Below are 18,104 nucleotides of genomic sequence, written 5' to 3' on the forward strand. Positions count from 1 at the left end.
AACAACCCTTATTTTTTCGACTGAATCGCTTTGGCATTTTCTTGATTTTTTAGACTAGTAATTGCCATTTTTAATAGCTCACCAACGGCATTAATCTGATCTTTTGAACTGAGAATAACCCCTTTATAAATATGATTTTCTGAGAGCTTAATATTAAGCACTGATACCGGCACATCTGATAAGTCAAAATCAATATGTTCTTTCTTGCCCCACTTCGTGAATATCTCTTTTACGCTATCACCTTTAAAGGCATAAAAGACCTTATCATTCGTGAGTAGTTGGGCATTTTCTGTTGTTTTAGCAATAGCGGTTTTATGGGTCTTTGTATTCTGATAGACATGCAGCTCTTTATTGTCTAGCTCAGCAATAAAGGCATTAATAAATTCACTGTCTTTAATTTTCTCATCTTCAACCAGATTTTTATTTTTCGTATAGATTGACTCAATATGTTTTTTCTCTGTTTCTGGTATAAATGGAGAAACAACCAACAGGTTATCAATAATGCGTGGAGCCACTTTACTCTCTTGTTGCTTCACAGGCTTAATTAGAGGCGCACTATCCATGTCTTTAAGGTGCTTAGGTAGCTTATTTTGCGTAAGCTGCCACTTATTAAGAACGTGTTTAATCTTCGCCGTATCTTCTTTTGATAGCTCACCATTTTGTAGTAGCTTTTTCAGTTCATTATCAAGGTCATCACCTGATTGAGATAGTGCTTGTAAATGCTGATATAGCACCGTATTTTCATTCGCAAGATGATCATAATTTTTTGTTTTTTGTTGATAATCTAATGCTAGGTCAGCTCTTTCTTTATTAAGTGCCTTTAAGCCTTCTTGATATGATTGATAACTAACATTATTGCTCGGTGTCACTGAAATAGTGTGCGTGGTGTTATTAAGATCAAATGAGATTTGATAAGTTTTAGATAAATAACCCAAAATAGATGGGGCATTATTCGCCACTTTATCTGAAGCTTGAATAGAGATTGGCATATTGTTCATTTGGTCAAACTTGACAGAGTACCCTGAATAAATACTTTTGAGATAGATATCGAGTGGCATATTAGATACTGTTGCCATTTCATTTCCATTTGGCGCATCTGATAGTTGAACTTTCTCTGGCTGATAGTCACTGATTGATAAACTAGCATAGCCTGTTGATGCAAGGGCGATGCACATTGCTGTTTTTACTGTTGTATTAATAATTTTTTGCATGACTATGCCCCCTTTTGAACCTTTGTTAATCCCAATTGATTTAATAATCCAAATGTCGTTGAGAAGCCGGAGGTCATATATCCATTAGAGGCGACAATGGTAGGTGTTCCTGTAACACTGAAACCTTCAGCAAAGGACAAATTATCTTTTATCTTAACCTGACAGTTATCTCTTTCTTTTAAATCACTTGGTAAGCGATGGTATTGATACAAATACTCAGTCGTCTTTGTTGGGTTCACGGCACATAGTGCCTGCTGCATATTTTTGACAACTTCTTCCTTTCTTGGATCTCGTGGCATCAATATATAATTGACGTTATAGCCTTCATTTAATAGCGATTTTAGGTGCTTATGAAAGTCTTGACAGTGCGCACAGCTATAATCAGTAAATACTGTCAAAGTTGCGATTGGATCCGCTTTTTCTGTTTTAAAATAAATAAGGTTATTCGGGTAATTTTTATCAATGTACTTTAATACCGCTTTTCTGCCAGCTCTTTTTTTAGCTTGTAATTGCTCTTGGTTTACTACCGGAGAAGGCGACTTTGTTGTCTGTACTTGGCTGTTACTATTAATATGTGATTTAATTTCAGCTAACTGTGTAGTTGTTACAAAAGCGCCCATCAAGGCATAAGGCGTATCAAGAACATTTTTATTTGTCACGATGGTGATATCCCCTGCTTTAAAATAATACATGCCACCATCTTGGTTATACGCGGTGACAGTGTAACCGGTGCTTTCATGTATTACTTTTTTCAACATCTCGATGTTAGTGAGGTCACTATGATCATAATTAATTAACATGACTTTTTTAGCGCCCATTAACACGTTTCCTTTTCCATCTACAAATAGCGTTCCGGCATTACTTTCAACCTCCTTGTAATCGCCTATCTGTGAGTTGTGAATATCAAACACGACTAAATTTGGTATAGCGTCTTTAATCGGTGAAAGTAGCTGAGCATCATTGATGCTATTGGTAATTTTCTTGGTGTTAGATGCGCTTTTTATAATTTCATTTTGTGATGGCGCTGGATACCCTGTTGCAAAAGCGCCTATTGCAAATGTTGATAGTATGAGTGTTGATAGTATTTTTTTTGTGTTGATCATGTAGCTCTCCATATTGATTAATTGCTATGTGTTTGTCTGTTAGATGAATGGGTAAATTCGACTGTATTTGTGAACAATACCCCTATTGCATGACCTGCATTAACGGTCACGGTTGATGGGCGATTCCACATCGCTTTAAAGGTGGGTTCCAGTTGACTGGATAGATCCCCTGCTGCACCACCTGCAAAGCCAATTGCTAGTTGCTTGCTATCAGGTTTAGATCCATACTGTGTTGATCCTCCCCCTTCTGTAAGAATGACGTTTTGATTGGTGCCTTCGTATTGTTTTGCTAAGCCTTTGACACCGCCTAAGAATGAACCAACAATACTGCCGCCAATACGTTGAAACCAGTGGTTATCAATATCATCATATAGGTTCGGTTGATAATCGGCATTGGTAGCAATTGCACTAATAGCGTACTCCTGAGATTTATATATCATTTTGTTAAATGTAATAGATATACCCTTTGCCCACTCATTATCCGTTGCAAATTGACCTAGTAGATATGCCCCTCGATACATGCCAATCTCTATCTTAGCGACAACTGGTGTATTCTTAAAATCAGAGTTAACAGTGTTAACGATGAGTGCATATAATGTCGTGCCAGCAAGAATTTTTTGTATAGGGGTGTTCTCTACAGGTGGCTTTATGATTGCTTTCATTGACGTGCTGTAATAGTCCGCTGTGGTGACTGTAATAGGCTGTGTCTTTTGCTGATCTAGAGTTTGTTTATCTTCACTAGAGATGTTTTTTAACGCATCTTTAAATGCTTTGGATAACTCAACCGTGCCATCACCATCCTCTTTTTTCTGAACATCATTACTCATATGATTATGTTGCTTTTGTTGTTGATTTCTTTGCTTTAGCCGCTCGCTAAAACTTTCAGGTTTTTTGTACGCATCCATCACACGGGGCGGTTGTTTTTTTGTCGGTTCAATAGCATTAATTGAACCAATCACAATATGTGATCTACCCTCTTTTGCTGCCATAGCTGCTTGTTTTTGTTCAAACTCTTCACGATTGTTTTTAACATACGCTGAATTAACATAGTCACTTTGCGATTGCTGCGCACGGGAGTTAATGGTTGTAAAATCCCCTATGTTTTTATCGGATGAAAAATACATATAGGCAAAAACAGCAAGAATAATCATCAAAACCGCCAAAATAAATGACAGAGTAAACTGCCAGTTTCGTGCTTTGACTCTCTGATTGTGCTTTGACTTCATTCCATGCCCCCTTGCCCATTCATAGTATTTTCTCCGTATTGGTGTTGAATTTCTGCATTAGTTAAGATTTTGATTGGTTCTTCAATAGCGGCGCTTAATAATCTCCCATGCTCAGATACATTGATAATATGAGAGGTGGCAAGGATTTTATACACACTGAAACCAGTTGAAGTTTTAGCTCGGGTAATATACGCCGGTGACATCAATTCAGCTTTGGTTCTAAGATAAAAATAACGCCCTAACTTCCATACCTCAGAATTAGATAAACTGATATTAAAGCGTAAAGCCCCTTTAGGTGGCGTGCCATTTAAGAACATCATAATCTCATTGCTGGGTCTATCATAACTCACCCCTGTGATAGAGGTTTGTGCCAAAGATGCAGCTGTTAACCCGTCCACGGTGATATCCGATTGATAGTTATATTCTTTTGCACTGCTCTCAAGTACTAAATAGATTGGGTTTGCTTTACCAATGAGGTACACAACCACACTTCCATTAGCAAAATCTGCTTGCCCTCTTATGGTTAATGAATTCAGCATATACGCCGGTATAGCGTTTTCTTTTTCCGTTTTTTCTGTGTTGGGCACATTGCTTTTATCCTGAGTAAATTGCGTGTATTTACTACTTTGGTTACTTGATCTATTTAAACTACCCTTTGCTCTTTGAGAGACGTTAAATGCTTGAGGGTCACTGACCTCATAACTTTGAATCGGGTAAGGATTCCCAGCACGATCAACAAAGCTAATGGTAGATAACTGACTTTTGCCTATATAGATCGTTGGGGGGTTATCTTCACTGTAAATAAGTGTTTGGCGTACTCTTTTAAGTGGTTTTGTTTGAAATTTAGCAGCTTCAATTTGATACTTTAGCGTTTTTAATGCTTTGATTTGAGTAGGGGTTAATTGATCTTTATCTTTTAACCCTGATATCAAATAGGCATAATATCTTTCATCTTCATTTTTTTTAAATTCCTCATATTTTTCGCGATACGAATTTGATGACTTAGCCGTATCATCGTGTGGTTGAGTGTCACTTGAGGCGTTATCTTCCATAGCATAACTAAAGCTATACGCGACAATAAGAAAGATTAACAACAGTGAGCCAATTATATTTCTAATAACCATATTTGCTCCCCACGTCTTTAAAGTTCCCTAAAAAGACAGAAATGACAGACAACTCATTCGGGGCGCCCATAAATGGTGTTTTGACAATTCTGATTTGTAAATCTCCGGATGTCTTACTTTCAGAGCTTGAATTACGCCCATATAAAGTAAACCCTGTGAAGGTAATCTGCCACGCGTAGACTTTTTGTCCATTATCAGTAATGAGCGCCGTTTTAACGACCGGCGTACCAAGCTTTTCAACACTATACATCCAGCCTGATTTTAAATTCTCAAGAATACCGGATTGATCCAATGTGTCTTTGACATCGCGAATGTGGTCACGATAATGAAAATCTAAACTAAAAAGCTCTTTATACTGATGTTTATACGTATTCGGTGTAACTGAAAACATTTGATATACCACGTCCGTTGCATAATCAATAATTTCATCTTGTGTAAAGGGCTGTGGTACTGTCAGTGGGTTAACTTGTTCAAACTGACCTTGTTTGTTCAGCGAGAAGTAATAGACCCAGTTATTGCTTTGTCTTAAGGATCCATTTAGCCATAGCATATATAAAATGCTAACAATCATGACAACAATATAACGCTTTAGAAATACCCCTTTTCGGTGTTCTAATGCACATCGTTGCATAACAAGGTTATGCTGTTTAGCTTTGTGCTTTTTGTTGAATAAAAATCTCAGCATATCAACCCCGATCATTGTTTATTTTGATCCACGAGATTTGTAGACCGTAATTATTGCGTGTGGTATTGGTTCTGGTGATACCCATTTGCAGCTTGATATTGGCATTTTTTGTTGTGCGTCCGTTATTAATACTCAATATCGCTGGTACTTGAATTTGCCATTCATTAGTCTTTTTGCCGTATCTCATCCCATTTTCAATGATAAAAGAGGACTCAACTGAGATATTTAAAAACTGCTTTTGCGAGACAAGATTGGGCAAGTATTCTTTTTTTAGAATTTCACGTATATCACTTGCTGCATTTGAGGTGAAATAGCGCGGTAACTCCTTATTCAACACATATTGATAATTATTAAAATCAAAGGTGAAAACGGTAGGGATGGCAGTCGTGATAAATTGCTGAATCGATGCGTTAGATAAAACATTAGCATCATTACCGATGTTATGAATTTGTGTCACTTGTCCATTAGCGTCAGTTGCGAAAAACTTTACATCCGGTCGAGAAGTGGCAAGGGTGACCACCACATAAGACAGCACAAGAATTATGGCAATAAATATCCATGTCAGCGTTTCAAAAAATAGAAAATAGCTCTTATCAGCGATAATATCCGCGCTATTATATTCCTTTTGGTAGGTGGCTTTATTACGAGCCAGCTCTTCACGAGTAACCTCTTTAAATGAGGTTGATTCACTTTCGCCTGTATCTTGTTTTTTCTTGTTTCTCAACTGTCTTATTTTTGCAAACATTGTAACCTCTTACCACCTGCGACTGAGTACATTAAATAAATTGATCTTCTTTGCTTTAAATAGTTCAATGAAATGGTGTTCTTTTTTTGGAGCTGTATTAGATTTTGGATGGAATCTTTGACCACCATGCATTGTTATTGCATATTTAGCGCACCAGTATCTGACCGTTGAGTAATGAAAGCCAGTTGACTCAGAAATCTCGCGAATACTCATTTTTTGATTCCTAAAATCAATCAATATATCCAATAAATGCTTTTGATATTTTTTCTCCAATTGCTCCTTAAAAGGAATCTCATATCGATTTGCCATTACTTCCCCCTCCCCTCATCTTGTAATCATTTTTATGCCATTATTTTTTCTTTAGGCAATAAATACCCTACCCATTCCTACTGAGTTCTTTTAAATCTTCATGTCTGATATTCGTTTAGGGTTAACTTGTATTTATCTTCATTATTCCCCCTCCTTAAAATGGATAATATGACCAGCCAACATATATCATTCCTGGTTTATAACCTGGTGCGCCAGACGAGTAGATATTCACATCAAAGTTGGTATAGGTCGTATTGGGCGAACCAGTAAACTCATATTGATACATCATATATCCTGTTATCATGAACTGAATACTTCTTAATATACTTCCATTAACGGATAAGCGCAGATAGTTTGCATAAATATACATTCCACTCGTGGATGATCCATATACCGTAATCAAAGCATGCCCAGTCATCCCAGTGGTGACATTAAAATATAACTGTCTTGTAGGTGAGAGTGCAAAACCAGAATAATATGGCTTATTTGCATTTTCTAATAATGTCGATAGTTTCTGATCCTGCATTGAATGAATCACCATATCATTTACAATGACATTTGCTGTTCCCTTTGTGCCAGATTGATTCCCCAAATACACAGTACCTTTATCTTTATTGATATTGGTTGTATTAGAATTAATATTCGTTGTCGCTGAATTGAGATTAGTTGTTGTCACATTATTGGTAAAAGTTGTTCCAGTAAAAACAATCTGACTTGGGTCTATTGTCACTTGTTGAGAACCGCTTGCCACAACACTTTGTGCGTTCCCGACTAGTTTGGCGACATTACCACCCACATAGGCTTGATTCGTTGCAGTTGCCTCAAAGTTATTGCTTGCACTATTTAAAATATTGCTGGCAATGCTCTGCATTTGCGCATTACTTTGAATTTGAAGATTATTCGCATTGCTAATGACAGCGGTACCACTGTTATTCATTTTGATATTCGATACATCCTGAATTTCACGCGCATTCACGGGCTTGGTATTATCAAAAGCTAGGTTCGCTTCCATTTTATTACACCCATCAATACAAAGCCATTTGCTGTTCGTACCCGTTACGCTGACATCAACTGTAATTGATGCGTTATCTTTGTCATAGTGATAGACACTAACGCCTTGATACAAAGCATTTTTATCACTGCCCATTCTCGCTTCAGCGGTATTAATGGCAACAGACCCTAAATAAGGTGAATTAACAAAGTTATTACCTTCTTTATCGGTAATATGATTAATACGTATGGTGGCTGTTCGTTTATCTGAGGTCATATCTGTAATTTCAGTCACAGGATCATTTCGCATTAATGTATTTTGAAAACGCATGAAACTAAACTCACAAGGCAAATAATCCCCGTTTGCAGTTCCTTGATTGCCTCCAGCACACGTTGTGTTTTTTAAGAATGCTAAACTCTGATAGGTGCCAACAGCCAGTGTGCTGTCATTTGACATACGGTCTTGTACGGCTGAAACATACTCAGCTATCTGATTGCCAAGACGTTTTGCATTATCCGCCTTAGCATCCATATTTTGACGCCAATAATAGGTTACCGCAATGATTGATATCAAGGCTAAGGCAACCATCAAAGACATGAGTATAAACCCTTGCTGTTTTTTGAGAGTTCTTGATGCATCAACACAGGGTTTATTCAGCGTATTTTTCTCACAAGAGTCAATTGTCAAATTTAAACGACCCATCTTTTTGCCCTTCCAACTAATTAAATGTTAATGCAAGATTAGAGTTACCACCTGATCCACCATCACAAGCGGTGTTAAGTGCTGTCGCATTTTGAACGACATTACTATTTGCTGAGACAGCAGCAGCAACACCATTTAGAAATTGTGAACCTATCGTGCGACAGTTGTCATTCGGGATTTCATTCAACGTTAAGGTGAACTGAGTGTTATTTGTTCCTGTTGGTGCAACAGTAATGGTTGAGTTGTTATTACTGTTATACCAAGGGGTGCCGATAATACTATTGCCACCGTTACTGTAGATCATATTCTTAGGGGCAAGTGTTACAATGTCATTATTAGCAATGGTTGAGTAATCACCACCACTATTGGCAAACATGGAATCCACGCCTTGATAAATCATGTTGATTGCATCAACGGTTTTTGAACTTTTTACATCTGATCGTACAGTCATACTTTTTATGAAGATAAAAGCAACGATTCCAGCAATAATGCCAATCACAATCAGTAGCTCAACCATGGTTAATCCACGCTCAGACTTTAAGGGATCACATTTTTTTCCAGCTAGGCGCTTTATACTTGGTTTATTTAATTCACTCATTTCTTTCTCCTTCTAAATAATGAAATGGTTATGGGTGGACGGCAAAGGCTTGATTCAGAGACAGCATTACATCAACATACCAGAGGATAAAGCCGCCAAGAATTGCCATAAATAGATAGTTCATTACTTTAAATGCCGCATCTATTTGACGAATTTGTGTTTCTAAATACTCATGACCTAGTGCGTGAATCCCTTTTTCTAGCTGATTTGAATAGCCATACATCTCAATAAGACTGACAAGGGACTTAGGAAAAAAGCCACTTTGTACTAAGGCAACACCAGAGGACACCCCACGCGAGAATGACTCACGCATTTTTTGTATAAAGTGACGCGTATAGCGATTTGCATACTTTTCAATATTTTGAATTGCTTCAGGAATAGGTAACCCTGTTCTAGCTGCATGGTTACTTGAGTTTTCACTTGTTTCGTTTTTCTTTAACAGCAAAGAAAGTGAAATCAAAAACCGTACTGATAGTATCCTTTTATAGATAGAAAACGGGATGATGTAATCTAGTACATAAAGGCGAAACCCATTAACAACGCGCATCATCACAACCAAAATCATAACAAAGATAAATAGGCATCCAACAATAACCCATTGATAGTTACCAACAAACCAGTGACTAAAGCCCATCAAAAACTGAGTGCTTTGTGGCATTTTATCCATATTCCCTGTTGAGAGAACCACAGGTCTTAAGCCCATATCAACTACCATGAGCATACCAAATGAGGCAACTAAATACACAAGAGGGGAAAGTAGCTGTTTTAGCAATTTAGATCGCATATCTGACAGCTTTGTTGTTACCGATTTTGTGTTGTTAAGGGTTTCCACTGAAACATGCGCATGACCTGATAACATCATTAACTCATTTTTTGGCAAATAAATACTTAATGCATCAACTGAATTCATCCCTAATTTTTGATGACGAAAGGCAACATCTTCAAGCATTTCAATGATAATTCTCTTTGACTCTAAAATTTCCTTCCCAAATATCTGTCTAGCATTTTTTTCATACGTGCGGATCATTTGAGAAATAGCATTGTTAAAGCTTCCGACACCTAACAGCATTGAGAGTGTTTCGTATAACTCAATACGCTTTTTGCTGCCAATTTGCATACGAATAAACAAGCGCTTCAAGGGTGAATATAGGCTTTTACGCTGATAAAAATCAGCGTGTCTTTTCCCGAACAAGATCAAGAGTAGAGCGAGTAATCCGTTAGGCAGTATTTTTTTGAGGTTATGTTTGTTAAACATGACGACCCTCTCTTGGTGCTTGTGTTGTTTTTACTTGCCCTAACTTGCTAATAGGGTGTTCTTGTAAGTAGTCATGCATGTTGCTTTTAATTTTGCTCATATCTACAAGATCATCTAATGTATTTTCATCAATCGCACCTAATTTCATTTCAAGGGAGCTAGCACATACTTCTCCTTTTACTACTTTTAAAATGCCATCTTCTTTTATATTAATCCCACCTCCCTCTCTCCAAGCTATGTAGGCTTTTAAGTGTTCTTTCTTAGCAAGCAGTGCAATTAATTGGCTACTAGGTTGAACGATTTCAGCCACAACTGTTTGACCAATAATGCCTTTTGAACATTTTGAACAACCTTGATGATTTCTAAAGTAAATTGATGACTTGTATTTGGGTTGGATTTGATAATGTTTAAGCACACTATCAAGGCGCTCTCTCAACCCTGAGAAGTCACTCATTGATGTCTGTTGATCAAATTCATCATAAGGAATTTTGCAACTAGGGCAAAGCTTCTGCAAAAGTGCTTGATGAATTAAAATTTTAATAAAACTTGGTGAGCATAGAATATCTCTTTCAACACCCAAAGCCTCTAGTCGGTTAACAATATTAAGAGCGCTTTGTGCGTGGACTGTTGATAGAAATAAATGCCCTGATTGAACAATTAATTGTGAAAACTTGGCGGTATCTTCATTGCGAATCTCGTTTTGACAAACGATATTGATATCGCTTCTTAATGCGGCATTTTGAGAGATTTTATATAACTTTTGTAGTTCTGCTTCACTCTTATCTACAGAGGTGTGAACAGGATGCTGAGCAACTGTATCTGCATGAATAAAATTTTCTACAGGTGACTCAATGGTTACGATATGCTTATGTGGGTAAAACTTTACCAAATACTCCATCATAGCTGTTAATGTAGTTGACTTACCTTCATTAACAGCACCGGATATGATACCTAACCCGTGTGAAGCAATCATTGATCGCTCAATATCTTTAATTAAATCCTTTCGATAGCCAAGCTTTGAAAAATCTTTCATTGCAGGTCGGTCAATTGGCAAAATTCTTAATGTTGCCTTAAATGGGTTAACAAGTTTGTTGTTCATTCCAGCATCACTTGCAACAATAGGTATCGAGGCAAAACGGATCCGATATTTTTTATGGTCTATGAAGCGCTCAATAACGGTTTCTTGAATTTTGTGAGGTGTAAACTCACTATCCTTGGAGCTTTCTTCTCCAAGATCGTTATAGATAGCTGAAAGCAATGCATTTATGTAGCCAAAATCATAGTCTTGATAGTGTCTTAGCTCACCATATTCTCTTAACATTACATACGCACGAAGTGGTTTGGCAAAGATATGAATATCACTAGCGTCTTTTTGAATTGCCATTGTTAGTAACTGGTCAAACTCACGACGAAGTTTCTCGTGATCTAACACTTTTCCATCTGTCACTTTATTGCGCACTTCTGTTAGTACGCATGGTTTAACATAGTAGGTTTTAGTGTGGTGAAGCCCATATTCATCGCTAGCTTTAATACGTAACGATTTAGCACAATTACTAATATCTTCATCATCTTTTTTATCCTGTGTGATGAGTGTGACAAATCGATCATTAGTGGATTCATAACAAGCTAAATAGGGCTTATCTTTTACTGTAAGTGTATCTTCAAATAGCAGCTTATTGGGCTTTAACCTGACTTCAGATAATTGTGATATCAGCATAAAACTATATCTCCCCTATTGATCACTGTTTATATTTTTAGATGAGTCTGCATATTTGTTATTGGTATTTTGACTCGCTAAATACAGTTGTTTTGTTTCATTAGATGTAGTGTTCACAATGACCACTGAATTTGGGGATATTGATTTGACTGACCAGCTACCAACGAGCTTACCCCCCTTTTTTACTTCTGCAATTGTGCCATTAAAATAAATCCATGCGCTTGGATGGGATAATGCCCCTGTAATACGTTCTAATTGAAAGAAAGGTTCAGCTCTTTGCACTTGTAGTGAATTTGCATGTAGTATTTCAGGTTGATTTTGTCTCAATGGTGCGGTGATGGGAGTGTTTCTTTCTTCACCAATATTATTAATATCATAATGTAATTTAGCGGCTTTTAGTTTTTCCGCTAAGATCGCATTTTCTGCCTGTGTTAATTGTAAATCTCTCGTTAAAACATCCATCTTTTGTGTATAGATAGATGAATCCTTGTTTATATCGGAAGGATTATCTGATGGCGTCTTAGTGGGTGTTGCTCCATAGCTATTAATACTCAGTAAAGCACCAATAAGTAACATAGATGAGATATAAGTTTTTTTAGGCATAAAGTACCCCTTTGAATGTAAAATGTTGAATGCGTGTCATTGTGTCTGGGCTGAACTGAATATTAATGCTATCAGCTGTCATAAAAGGATTCTCTCTTAAGGATTTCTGTAGCAATATTAACGATTGTAAGCTAGACCCACTTACCTCAATTTGTTGTATGGCGCTATTGAGTTTGCTTGATTGAACAAAGCTGAGAAAGCTGGTTTTATCTGATGTATTCGACTTGGTAATGCTATATTTCAAACCCAGTTGTTGTAAATGAGCTATAAGGTTATTTTTTGACTCTAGGCGCTTTGCTGCATCCTTAAAGGTTGTCTCATCCAAATCATTATGCTTAGTTGGCAACGCAAAATTGACACTGAAACGTCCGTCATTATTATCACCGCCGACTTCTAGCTGACTGGTTGCGTTTGAATGAGAATAAAGTGAGATTAGCCCCTTTATATCACCATAACCAAGACGTTTGTAGGTTAGCTTGATATTAGACATATCACTGCTATCAAAATTAATACTAACGAGTTGCCAGCCATGATATAAATAGGTGGACTCTGCAAGAATAGAGTCGAGTGATTTTATGACGCCACCGGCATTCAATGTATTAAGACGCAGAAAAAAGTTGTCGCGAATTGCAGTGAGCTTTTTCTTTTCAGCGATGAGTCGTTGGGCATGGAGTTTAGAAAGCCTCTCTTTTTTAAGGGTATCTTGACGCCCATTTTCATAATGTTGGTAGCCAAAATAACTCACCACACAGATAACCAGAGCAATGAGGATAAGCTTAAAAGATACAATGCTTTTGATTGGTTTTATGAGTGATGCTTTTTGATCTTGAGCTGATAAATCATTTAGCTGCGTTAATAACGCTTGTGTTTCAATCCCTGTAATATTGAGTGTATTCAATTGATTTTTTAATGTGATACCGACATTACATTCCTCATCAGAAACGAGATAAAGCGTATCATCCTTATTTAAAATTTTATGGATCTCGCTGACTAACAGAGGGGTTAGAGATTGCAAATTATCTTTGGATAAAAGCATATCAGAGGCGTAAGGCTGATCATCACCATCAGGCGCTGTATTGATTAATATTGATCCACTTGAAACTAGGTCTCCTTTTAATACTAACCCAAGCCAGTATTCCTTATTGGTGCTATCAATATTTGCATTCGTATGCGTACATTGATTTGCAATAGATTGACTGAGAACCAACATGTTTTGCTGAGTTTTATCAATAGACCTACCATCAAGATATTTCAATAGCATGGCAATTAGCGAGTAATTCCCTTGGGCGCTTTTATTCCCTACTAAAGCAACTTGAATATCTGACAAGTAGATGCCATATTTACCCTTGTTGGATCGAATATAGGCTCTTTTGCTACTTGAGGTTATTTTTAACCCAATAGCGTAATTATTCGCCCTTCCCTCTCGCATATCAGTGATCCCCAATAATGTATGGGGTAACTACAACAACCGTCATTGAGCGTGACTTGGCAGTACCTTTTTTTCCTCCCAGCGCCCATGTATCTTCTCCACCAATTGAGTTTTGCTGCATATTGGCTGTATCGTCATTAAAAGCGGCAATAATCAAAGCTTGTCCGGAGTTCAATTTAGCAACATAAGCGAAAGTCTTAGAGGAAACAGATGGTAACTCCACATACCCCTCGGCATCTTTAGTACCAGTTTTTTCACGGCGCATACTATCCAAATTCCCCATGATCACAGCCATACGAAGCAGAATTTTATTATTAGGATTAATAAACGGCGTCATTTTCATATTAAAGCCAGTATTGATCGTGGCAGGGGTTATGCTTGTTTGGACATAATCAGAACCTGAACCTGTCTGCACAGTCACATCACTTTTTTCAACATAAGCAGTTTGGGTACTCATATCGAGTTGAGTTGCCTGACCACTCATCGTATATGCCATTTGTCTTTTATGTGAGGTAATCTTACCAATGCTTTGAAGTGCATTTAGTACGAGTTGACTCCCTGATAACGCACCACCAGTTAGTCCTGCTGAAATAGTTGCAGTTTGCGTGGTAGAAGACAGAGGGTTAGACAACGCATCGGCAATGCCACGAGTATCCCAATTAAAGACACTTGAGCTTGCTTTCATCACTAAATTCCAGTCAAGCCCGTAATTACTGCTATTTGTTTGCTGAATATCATAAATATCAACTTGAACGGCAACGTTCTTTTCAGCGACTTTGTTTATTTGAGTAATAAGGGATTCGACACGATTCATAAGCTTTGGTGTGGTGGTGACAGAGACATAGCCAGCAGTAGGCAGTGCTGTTAAGCTGCCATTATCGCCAATAATACGATTGATCCCTTCACTTAATACTTTCCACTCATCAACCTCGCCTGATTCAATACTTAATGAATTGACTTGCGGTGACAGCGAGCTGGTATCGCCATTTTTAATGACTGTTTTAGAGATAGCCTTGCCACTGACAATGCCGACTCTAAAAGTCTTGGTTTCAAACCTGAAAATTTCAATTTGATTGGACTCATGATCGTAGCGCCATGATAAGTTAAATTTAGAGGTAATTTGATCTAATAACTCTTTTAAGGTGCCAACATAATGTAAGTACATTGTTGGGATATTTGATTTTTGCAGTTTATCGGTATTAGCACTTATAGGTGGGAGGTTATTGTTTTGTGTAGTTGATTTTGCGTTTTTTTGATCACCATTAGTTAAATAATTAACTGCATCCTCACTCATACGAATAGGCAAACCACTTTGAAGTGATATATCGTTATTAATAGCTGATAGCGTCATTGGCTTATTGCTATTAAACACAAACTTTTCATTAAACACGGGTGGTAATGGTTCTTTTGCTGCCTTAACTTTAAATGCTTTATCAGATACAAAAATACTATTATCAAAGTGAACTAAGCTATCTTGAGGACGCGTAGTGGCTTGATCAACAATTTTAGTGGTATGTTGAATATTATGGTTTGCTTGATCCTCTGTTGCTTTCATATTAAGTGAGCAACCAGATAGCAATATACTTGCTAATAAAATAGATCTGAAAGTATACTTCAATCTGTACTCCATTAGTTATCACCTCTATTCGATGTTGGCATTAATAATCTGGTGTTGTACTCATCGGGCTGGATTAATATCACATGATTGGATTTCACTGTTGCCTTTATAGGGTTGGATGTGTTTTTCAATGACCTAAGCAGTTGCTCTAGCGCGCCATTTGGAGATAAGAACTTACCGTATATAGTTGTATCTTGCGCATTAATAAAATTTGCATCGGTTTGGTAAATGACTTTGTACTCATTAACAGCAGCCCAACGATTTATCGTTTGCCTGACACTTTCACCAGCAAACATATAATAGACTTCACGATCTTTTTCAGATAATGCTTTAGCTGACTTCTCATTTTCAGCTATCGCCATTATTGCTGATTCAGGATTAAAACTAAAAGCAGGATTAAAAGTTGTATTTGGGCTTTTAAGTTCTAACTTAACTGATTCAGAAAAACGAACAGGTATCAGCACATCTGCATACGATAAGTTGGAGAGCGTAAAGCTAAAGGCTAAACAAGTGGCTAATATATAGCTCAACTTTCGAATAAAACCTCTTACCAGCGGCTGCTCAGATACAGGGAGAACTTCATTAAAAACCGTATCTGAATTAAACGGAGAAACAGCCATCTGATAAGAGGAGAACCTTTTTTGACTTCTGTATTTCTTTAAGATGATAAAATGCATAATTTAACCTTTAAAATGCTTGCTTGGTTGCGGCTGTAATAATGAGATATTTAGTCCAATCTTTAGCAGTACCTAATTTGTAAACAATGCTTTCAGTTGGACTGATTGATAGGCTATTGACATATCTAACGTTATGCACATTAGGCAATTCAGTGTAGTAATCTGTGCCAGCAATCCTATTCTTTTTAACATTGATTAATTGCGAGTAATTCACGACAAGATTTAAGCGAATAGATGACGAATTACTGTTGTAAATAGAAGAAGTAACCGTAACGGAAAGTCCATAATCAACCTTACCTTGCTCAAAGGTTGCCTTGTTATTTTCACTATTCAGTTGTATTGATTTAATATATGGAAAACTCGTGCTCACAGTCATGAAACTCTCTCGACCATTAATAGTATATATACCTTGTCCCAATCCATTTCTAATCACACCTGATTGAATTGAGGATACAATCGATTTATTTAAGAATTGACTGTCAAATATTCTCATTTTGGATACGGTCTCTAAAAGACTATTTTTACTAGCAGCATTCGCTTTGTAGCTAATTTCTCTGAGTTTGATATAAACCCATTTGTTTTGTTCGCTTTGTAAAAGTTGAAAGTATTGTGGTGAAACATCTTCAATCAATGTCACTGGCTTAGATGCTGCCCATGAAATTGATGCACTACTGACTAACGCCGCAGCTACGATAAAGTGCTTTGAATATTTGATTAAATGCATGCTCTTCTCCTGAGTAGTCTTAACTATCTAAGGTCACAGTTAATTTTGATCCGTTTGATAAATGCGTAACACGCGTTCCTGCTTCTGGGGCGACAAGAGGAAACCAGTTTGAACTTCCAGCCTCTTTTTTATTAACTTCTCCGTTATCTCCAATACCAGCATATACATTCCCCAAACTATCAGTTAACAATGAATAAACGCTTTTATTACCATCTTGAACAATACCGTCATCTGTCCATGAAGTTGTTGAAGTAGCATTGCTGTAGCAGCTATTCTGATTATTCACCGTGACAGACACTGTGCCATTTGATGAAACATCAAAGCCATAAATATCGCTTGCCCCAGCATCAGGACTCCCAATATCAATCCAACCGACACTCACTGGGTTAATATAAACCTTTGCTGATGAGGAATTTTGTGTTGCTGCAACCATTGTATTTGTGGAGCTAAAGCCAATTGATGTGATCGCTGTTGCGCTTGAATCAGGTGTTGTGTTGGCACTCCAAGCATTATTTGAATACTGGTAAACTTGATTAGATCCAACACCGCCTGCGTATAATACATTAGCGTTATCAAACCCAATAGCTTTTAAACTAGTAATAGATGAGGCTACTGATCCTAAATCATCCCATTGAGGGTTGTTCATATTGTTGTATCGATAGACTTTATTGACACCTCCAACATATGGAATGCCATTATGATCAACAGCAAAACCATTCACGGCTGTCTCACCTGAAGGTAATTCAAATCCAATTGACCAATTGGTATCTGTGTTTGTTTGATAATACATATTATTGCTATTAGTGACAGCATAGAGAATTCCTGTGTTTTCTAGTGAATAGGAATACGTCTTTGAATCAGCTAGATCCGTAATCACAACTGCATTTGTGATTTGTACTGGAGACTGTGCATAATTGACTGTATTAGTCGCATCGATATAAATTTTACAGCTAGCACCAGCTGCTAAAGTAGACATAGGCTGACAAACTTGAGGACATTTGCTTGTCGTGCACCATGAAGTGTCATCAGTACCATTGTAAAAATTAAAGTTACTGCTTGTCGGGGTTGTAATACTGAGCGTTCCTGTCGCCTTATCTCCACTGTTTGTTAATGTAATGCTACTAACTGATAAATTAATTCTTGTTATTGATGCTTGAAGGTTTGCAGCACCCGTATCACTACTGCTTCCTCCGCCTCCACCGCCACATGCAGCGATAGTTACAGCTACTAGTGTAATAAGTGATGTTAATGCAGTTTTTTTCAGCCTTCGGTGCAATGTTTTTGTATTTTGAAGTTTCATTGTTACTCTCCGTTTTCATAATTTTTTGTTCATTCTGTGTTCTTTTTTTTAATGTTTTTGCCGAATTTTGGGTACAAAAACCCAACC

Annotated in this window: 17 protein-coding genes; all 17 read right to left on the reverse strand. The window is 37.3% G+C overall.

The features are described from left to right. Window positions 1–8: 8 nt before the first annotated feature. The 17 genes from A37Q_RS0104685 to A37Q_RS0104765 all read right to left on the reverse strand — a co-directional run bounded on the left by A37Q_RS0104685 (window position 9) and on the right by A37Q_RS0104765 (window position 18,017). Window positions 9–1,211 carry a hypothetical protein gene (locus A37Q_RS0104685; protein WP_018299121.1) on the reverse strand — a complete coding sequence of 401 codons (1,203 nt, stop codon included), beginning with the start codon at window positions 1,209–1,211 and terminating at the stop codon, window positions 9–11. Between the two features lie 2 nt (window positions 1,212–1,213). Further along, the gene (locus A37Q_RS0104690; RefSeq protein WP_018299122.1) at window positions 1,214–2,314 is read right to left on the reverse strand and encodes a thioredoxin fold domain-containing protein; all 1,101 of its coding nucleotides are present in this window, start codon (window positions 2,312–2,314) and stop codon (window positions 1,214–1,216) included. Between the two features lie 17 nt (window positions 2,315–2,331). After that, window positions 2,332–3,540 (reverse strand): DotG/IcmE/VirB10 family type IV secretion system protein, encoded by a 1,209-nt coding sequence (locus A37Q_RS0104695; RefSeq protein ID WP_018299123.1) that lies wholly within the window; start codon window positions 3,538–3,540, stop codon window positions 2,332–2,334. Continuing rightward, window positions 3,537–4,664 (reverse strand): DotH/IcmK family type IV secretion protein, encoded by a 1,128-nt coding sequence (locus A37Q_RS0104700; protein WP_018299124.1) that lies wholly within the window; start codon window positions 4,662–4,664, stop codon window positions 3,537–3,539. Before A37Q_RS0104700 ends, A37Q_RS0104695 begins: the two co-directional genes overlap by 4 nt. Beyond that, complete coding sequence (locus A37Q_RS0104705) at window positions 4,654–5,295, reverse strand: DotI/IcmL/TraM family protein (protein ID WP_169710232.1); 642 nt, start codon at window positions 5,293–5,295, stop codon at window positions 4,654–4,656. Before A37Q_RS0104705 ends, A37Q_RS0104700 begins: the two co-directional genes overlap by 11 nt. A 55-nt stretch (window positions 5,296–5,350) precedes the next feature. Then, complete coding sequence (locus tag A37Q_RS0104710; RefSeq protein WP_018299126.1) at window positions 5,351–6,094, reverse strand: DotI/IcmL family type IV secretion protein; 744 nt, start codon at window positions 6,092–6,094, stop codon at window positions 5,351–5,353. Between the two features lie 9 nt (window positions 6,095–6,103). Further along, window positions 6,104–6,403 carry a hypothetical protein gene (locus A37Q_RS0104715; protein ID WP_018299127.1) on the reverse strand — a complete coding sequence of 100 codons (300 nt, stop codon included), beginning with the start codon at window positions 6,401–6,403 and terminating at the stop codon, window positions 6,104–6,106. Window positions 6,404–6,557: 154 nt separating this feature from the next. Continuing rightward, window positions 6,558–8,096 carry a prepilin-type N-terminal cleavage/methylation domain-containing protein gene (locus tag A37Q_RS0104720; protein ID WP_018299128.1) on the reverse strand — a complete coding sequence of 513 codons (1,539 nt, stop codon included), beginning with the start codon at window positions 8,094–8,096 and terminating at the stop codon, window positions 6,558–6,560. 16 nt (window positions 8,097–8,112) lie between these two features. Continuing rightward, the gene (locus tag A37Q_RS0104725; protein ID WP_018299129.1) at window positions 8,113–8,694 is read right to left on the reverse strand and encodes a type 4 pilus major pilin; all 582 of its coding nucleotides are present in this window, start codon (window positions 8,692–8,694) and stop codon (window positions 8,113–8,115) included. Window positions 8,695–8,722: 28 nt separating this feature from the next. Next, the gene (locus A37Q_RS0104730; protein ID WP_018299130.1) at window positions 8,723–9,949 is read right to left on the reverse strand and encodes a type II secretion system F family protein; all 1,227 of its coding nucleotides are present in this window, start codon (window positions 9,947–9,949) and stop codon (window positions 8,723–8,725) included. Continuing rightward, window positions 9,942–11,666 (reverse strand): ATPase, T2SS/T4P/T4SS family, encoded by a 1,725-nt coding sequence (locus A37Q_RS0104735; RefSeq protein WP_018299131.1) that lies wholly within the window; start codon window positions 11,664–11,666, stop codon window positions 9,942–9,944. The genes A37Q_RS0104730 and A37Q_RS0104735 overlap by 8 nt, the downstream gene beginning before the upstream one ends. A 15-nt stretch (window positions 11,667–11,681) precedes the next feature. Then, window positions 11,682–12,269 carry a type IV pilus biogenesis protein PilP gene (pilP, locus tag A37Q_RS0104740; RefSeq protein ID WP_018299132.1) on the reverse strand — a complete coding sequence of 196 codons (588 nt, stop codon included), beginning with the start codon at window positions 12,267–12,269 and terminating at the stop codon, window positions 11,682–11,684. Beyond that, on the reverse strand, window positions 12,262–13,698 hold the full coding sequence (locus A37Q_RS0104745; RefSeq protein ID WP_018299133.1) for a hypothetical protein: 1,437 nt from the start codon (window positions 13,696–13,698) through the stop codon (window positions 12,262–12,264). Before A37Q_RS0104745 ends, pilP begins: the two co-directional genes overlap by 8 nt. Before the next feature lies 1 nt (window position 13,699). Continuing rightward, window positions 13,700–15,328 carry a hypothetical protein gene (locus A37Q_RS0104750; RefSeq protein ID WP_018299134.1) on the reverse strand — a complete coding sequence of 543 codons (1,629 nt, stop codon included), beginning with the start codon at window positions 15,326–15,328 and terminating at the stop codon, window positions 13,700–13,702. After that, window positions 15,328–15,993 (reverse strand): TcpQ domain-containing protein, encoded by a 666-nt coding sequence (locus A37Q_RS0104755; protein ID WP_018299135.1) that lies wholly within the window; start codon window positions 15,991–15,993, stop codon window positions 15,328–15,330. The genes A37Q_RS0104750 and A37Q_RS0104755 overlap by 1 nt, the downstream gene beginning before the upstream one ends. Before the next feature lie 10 nt (window positions 15,994–16,003). Further along, window positions 16,004–16,717 (reverse strand): hypothetical protein, encoded by a 714-nt coding sequence (locus A37Q_RS0104760; protein ID WP_018299136.1) that lies wholly within the window; start codon window positions 16,715–16,717, stop codon window positions 16,004–16,006. Between the two features lie 19 nt (window positions 16,718–16,736). Further along, complete coding sequence (locus tag A37Q_RS0104765) at window positions 16,737–18,017, reverse strand: Kelch repeat-containing protein (protein WP_018299137.1); 1,281 nt, start codon at window positions 18,015–18,017, stop codon at window positions 16,737–16,739. Window positions 18,018–18,104 lie beyond the last annotated feature (87 nt).

Source organism: Fangia hongkongensis FSC776 = DSM 21703, from assembly GCF_000379445.1.
GTDB lineage: Bacteria > Pseudomonadota > Gammaproteobacteria > Francisellales > Francisellaceae > Fangia > Fangia hongkongensis.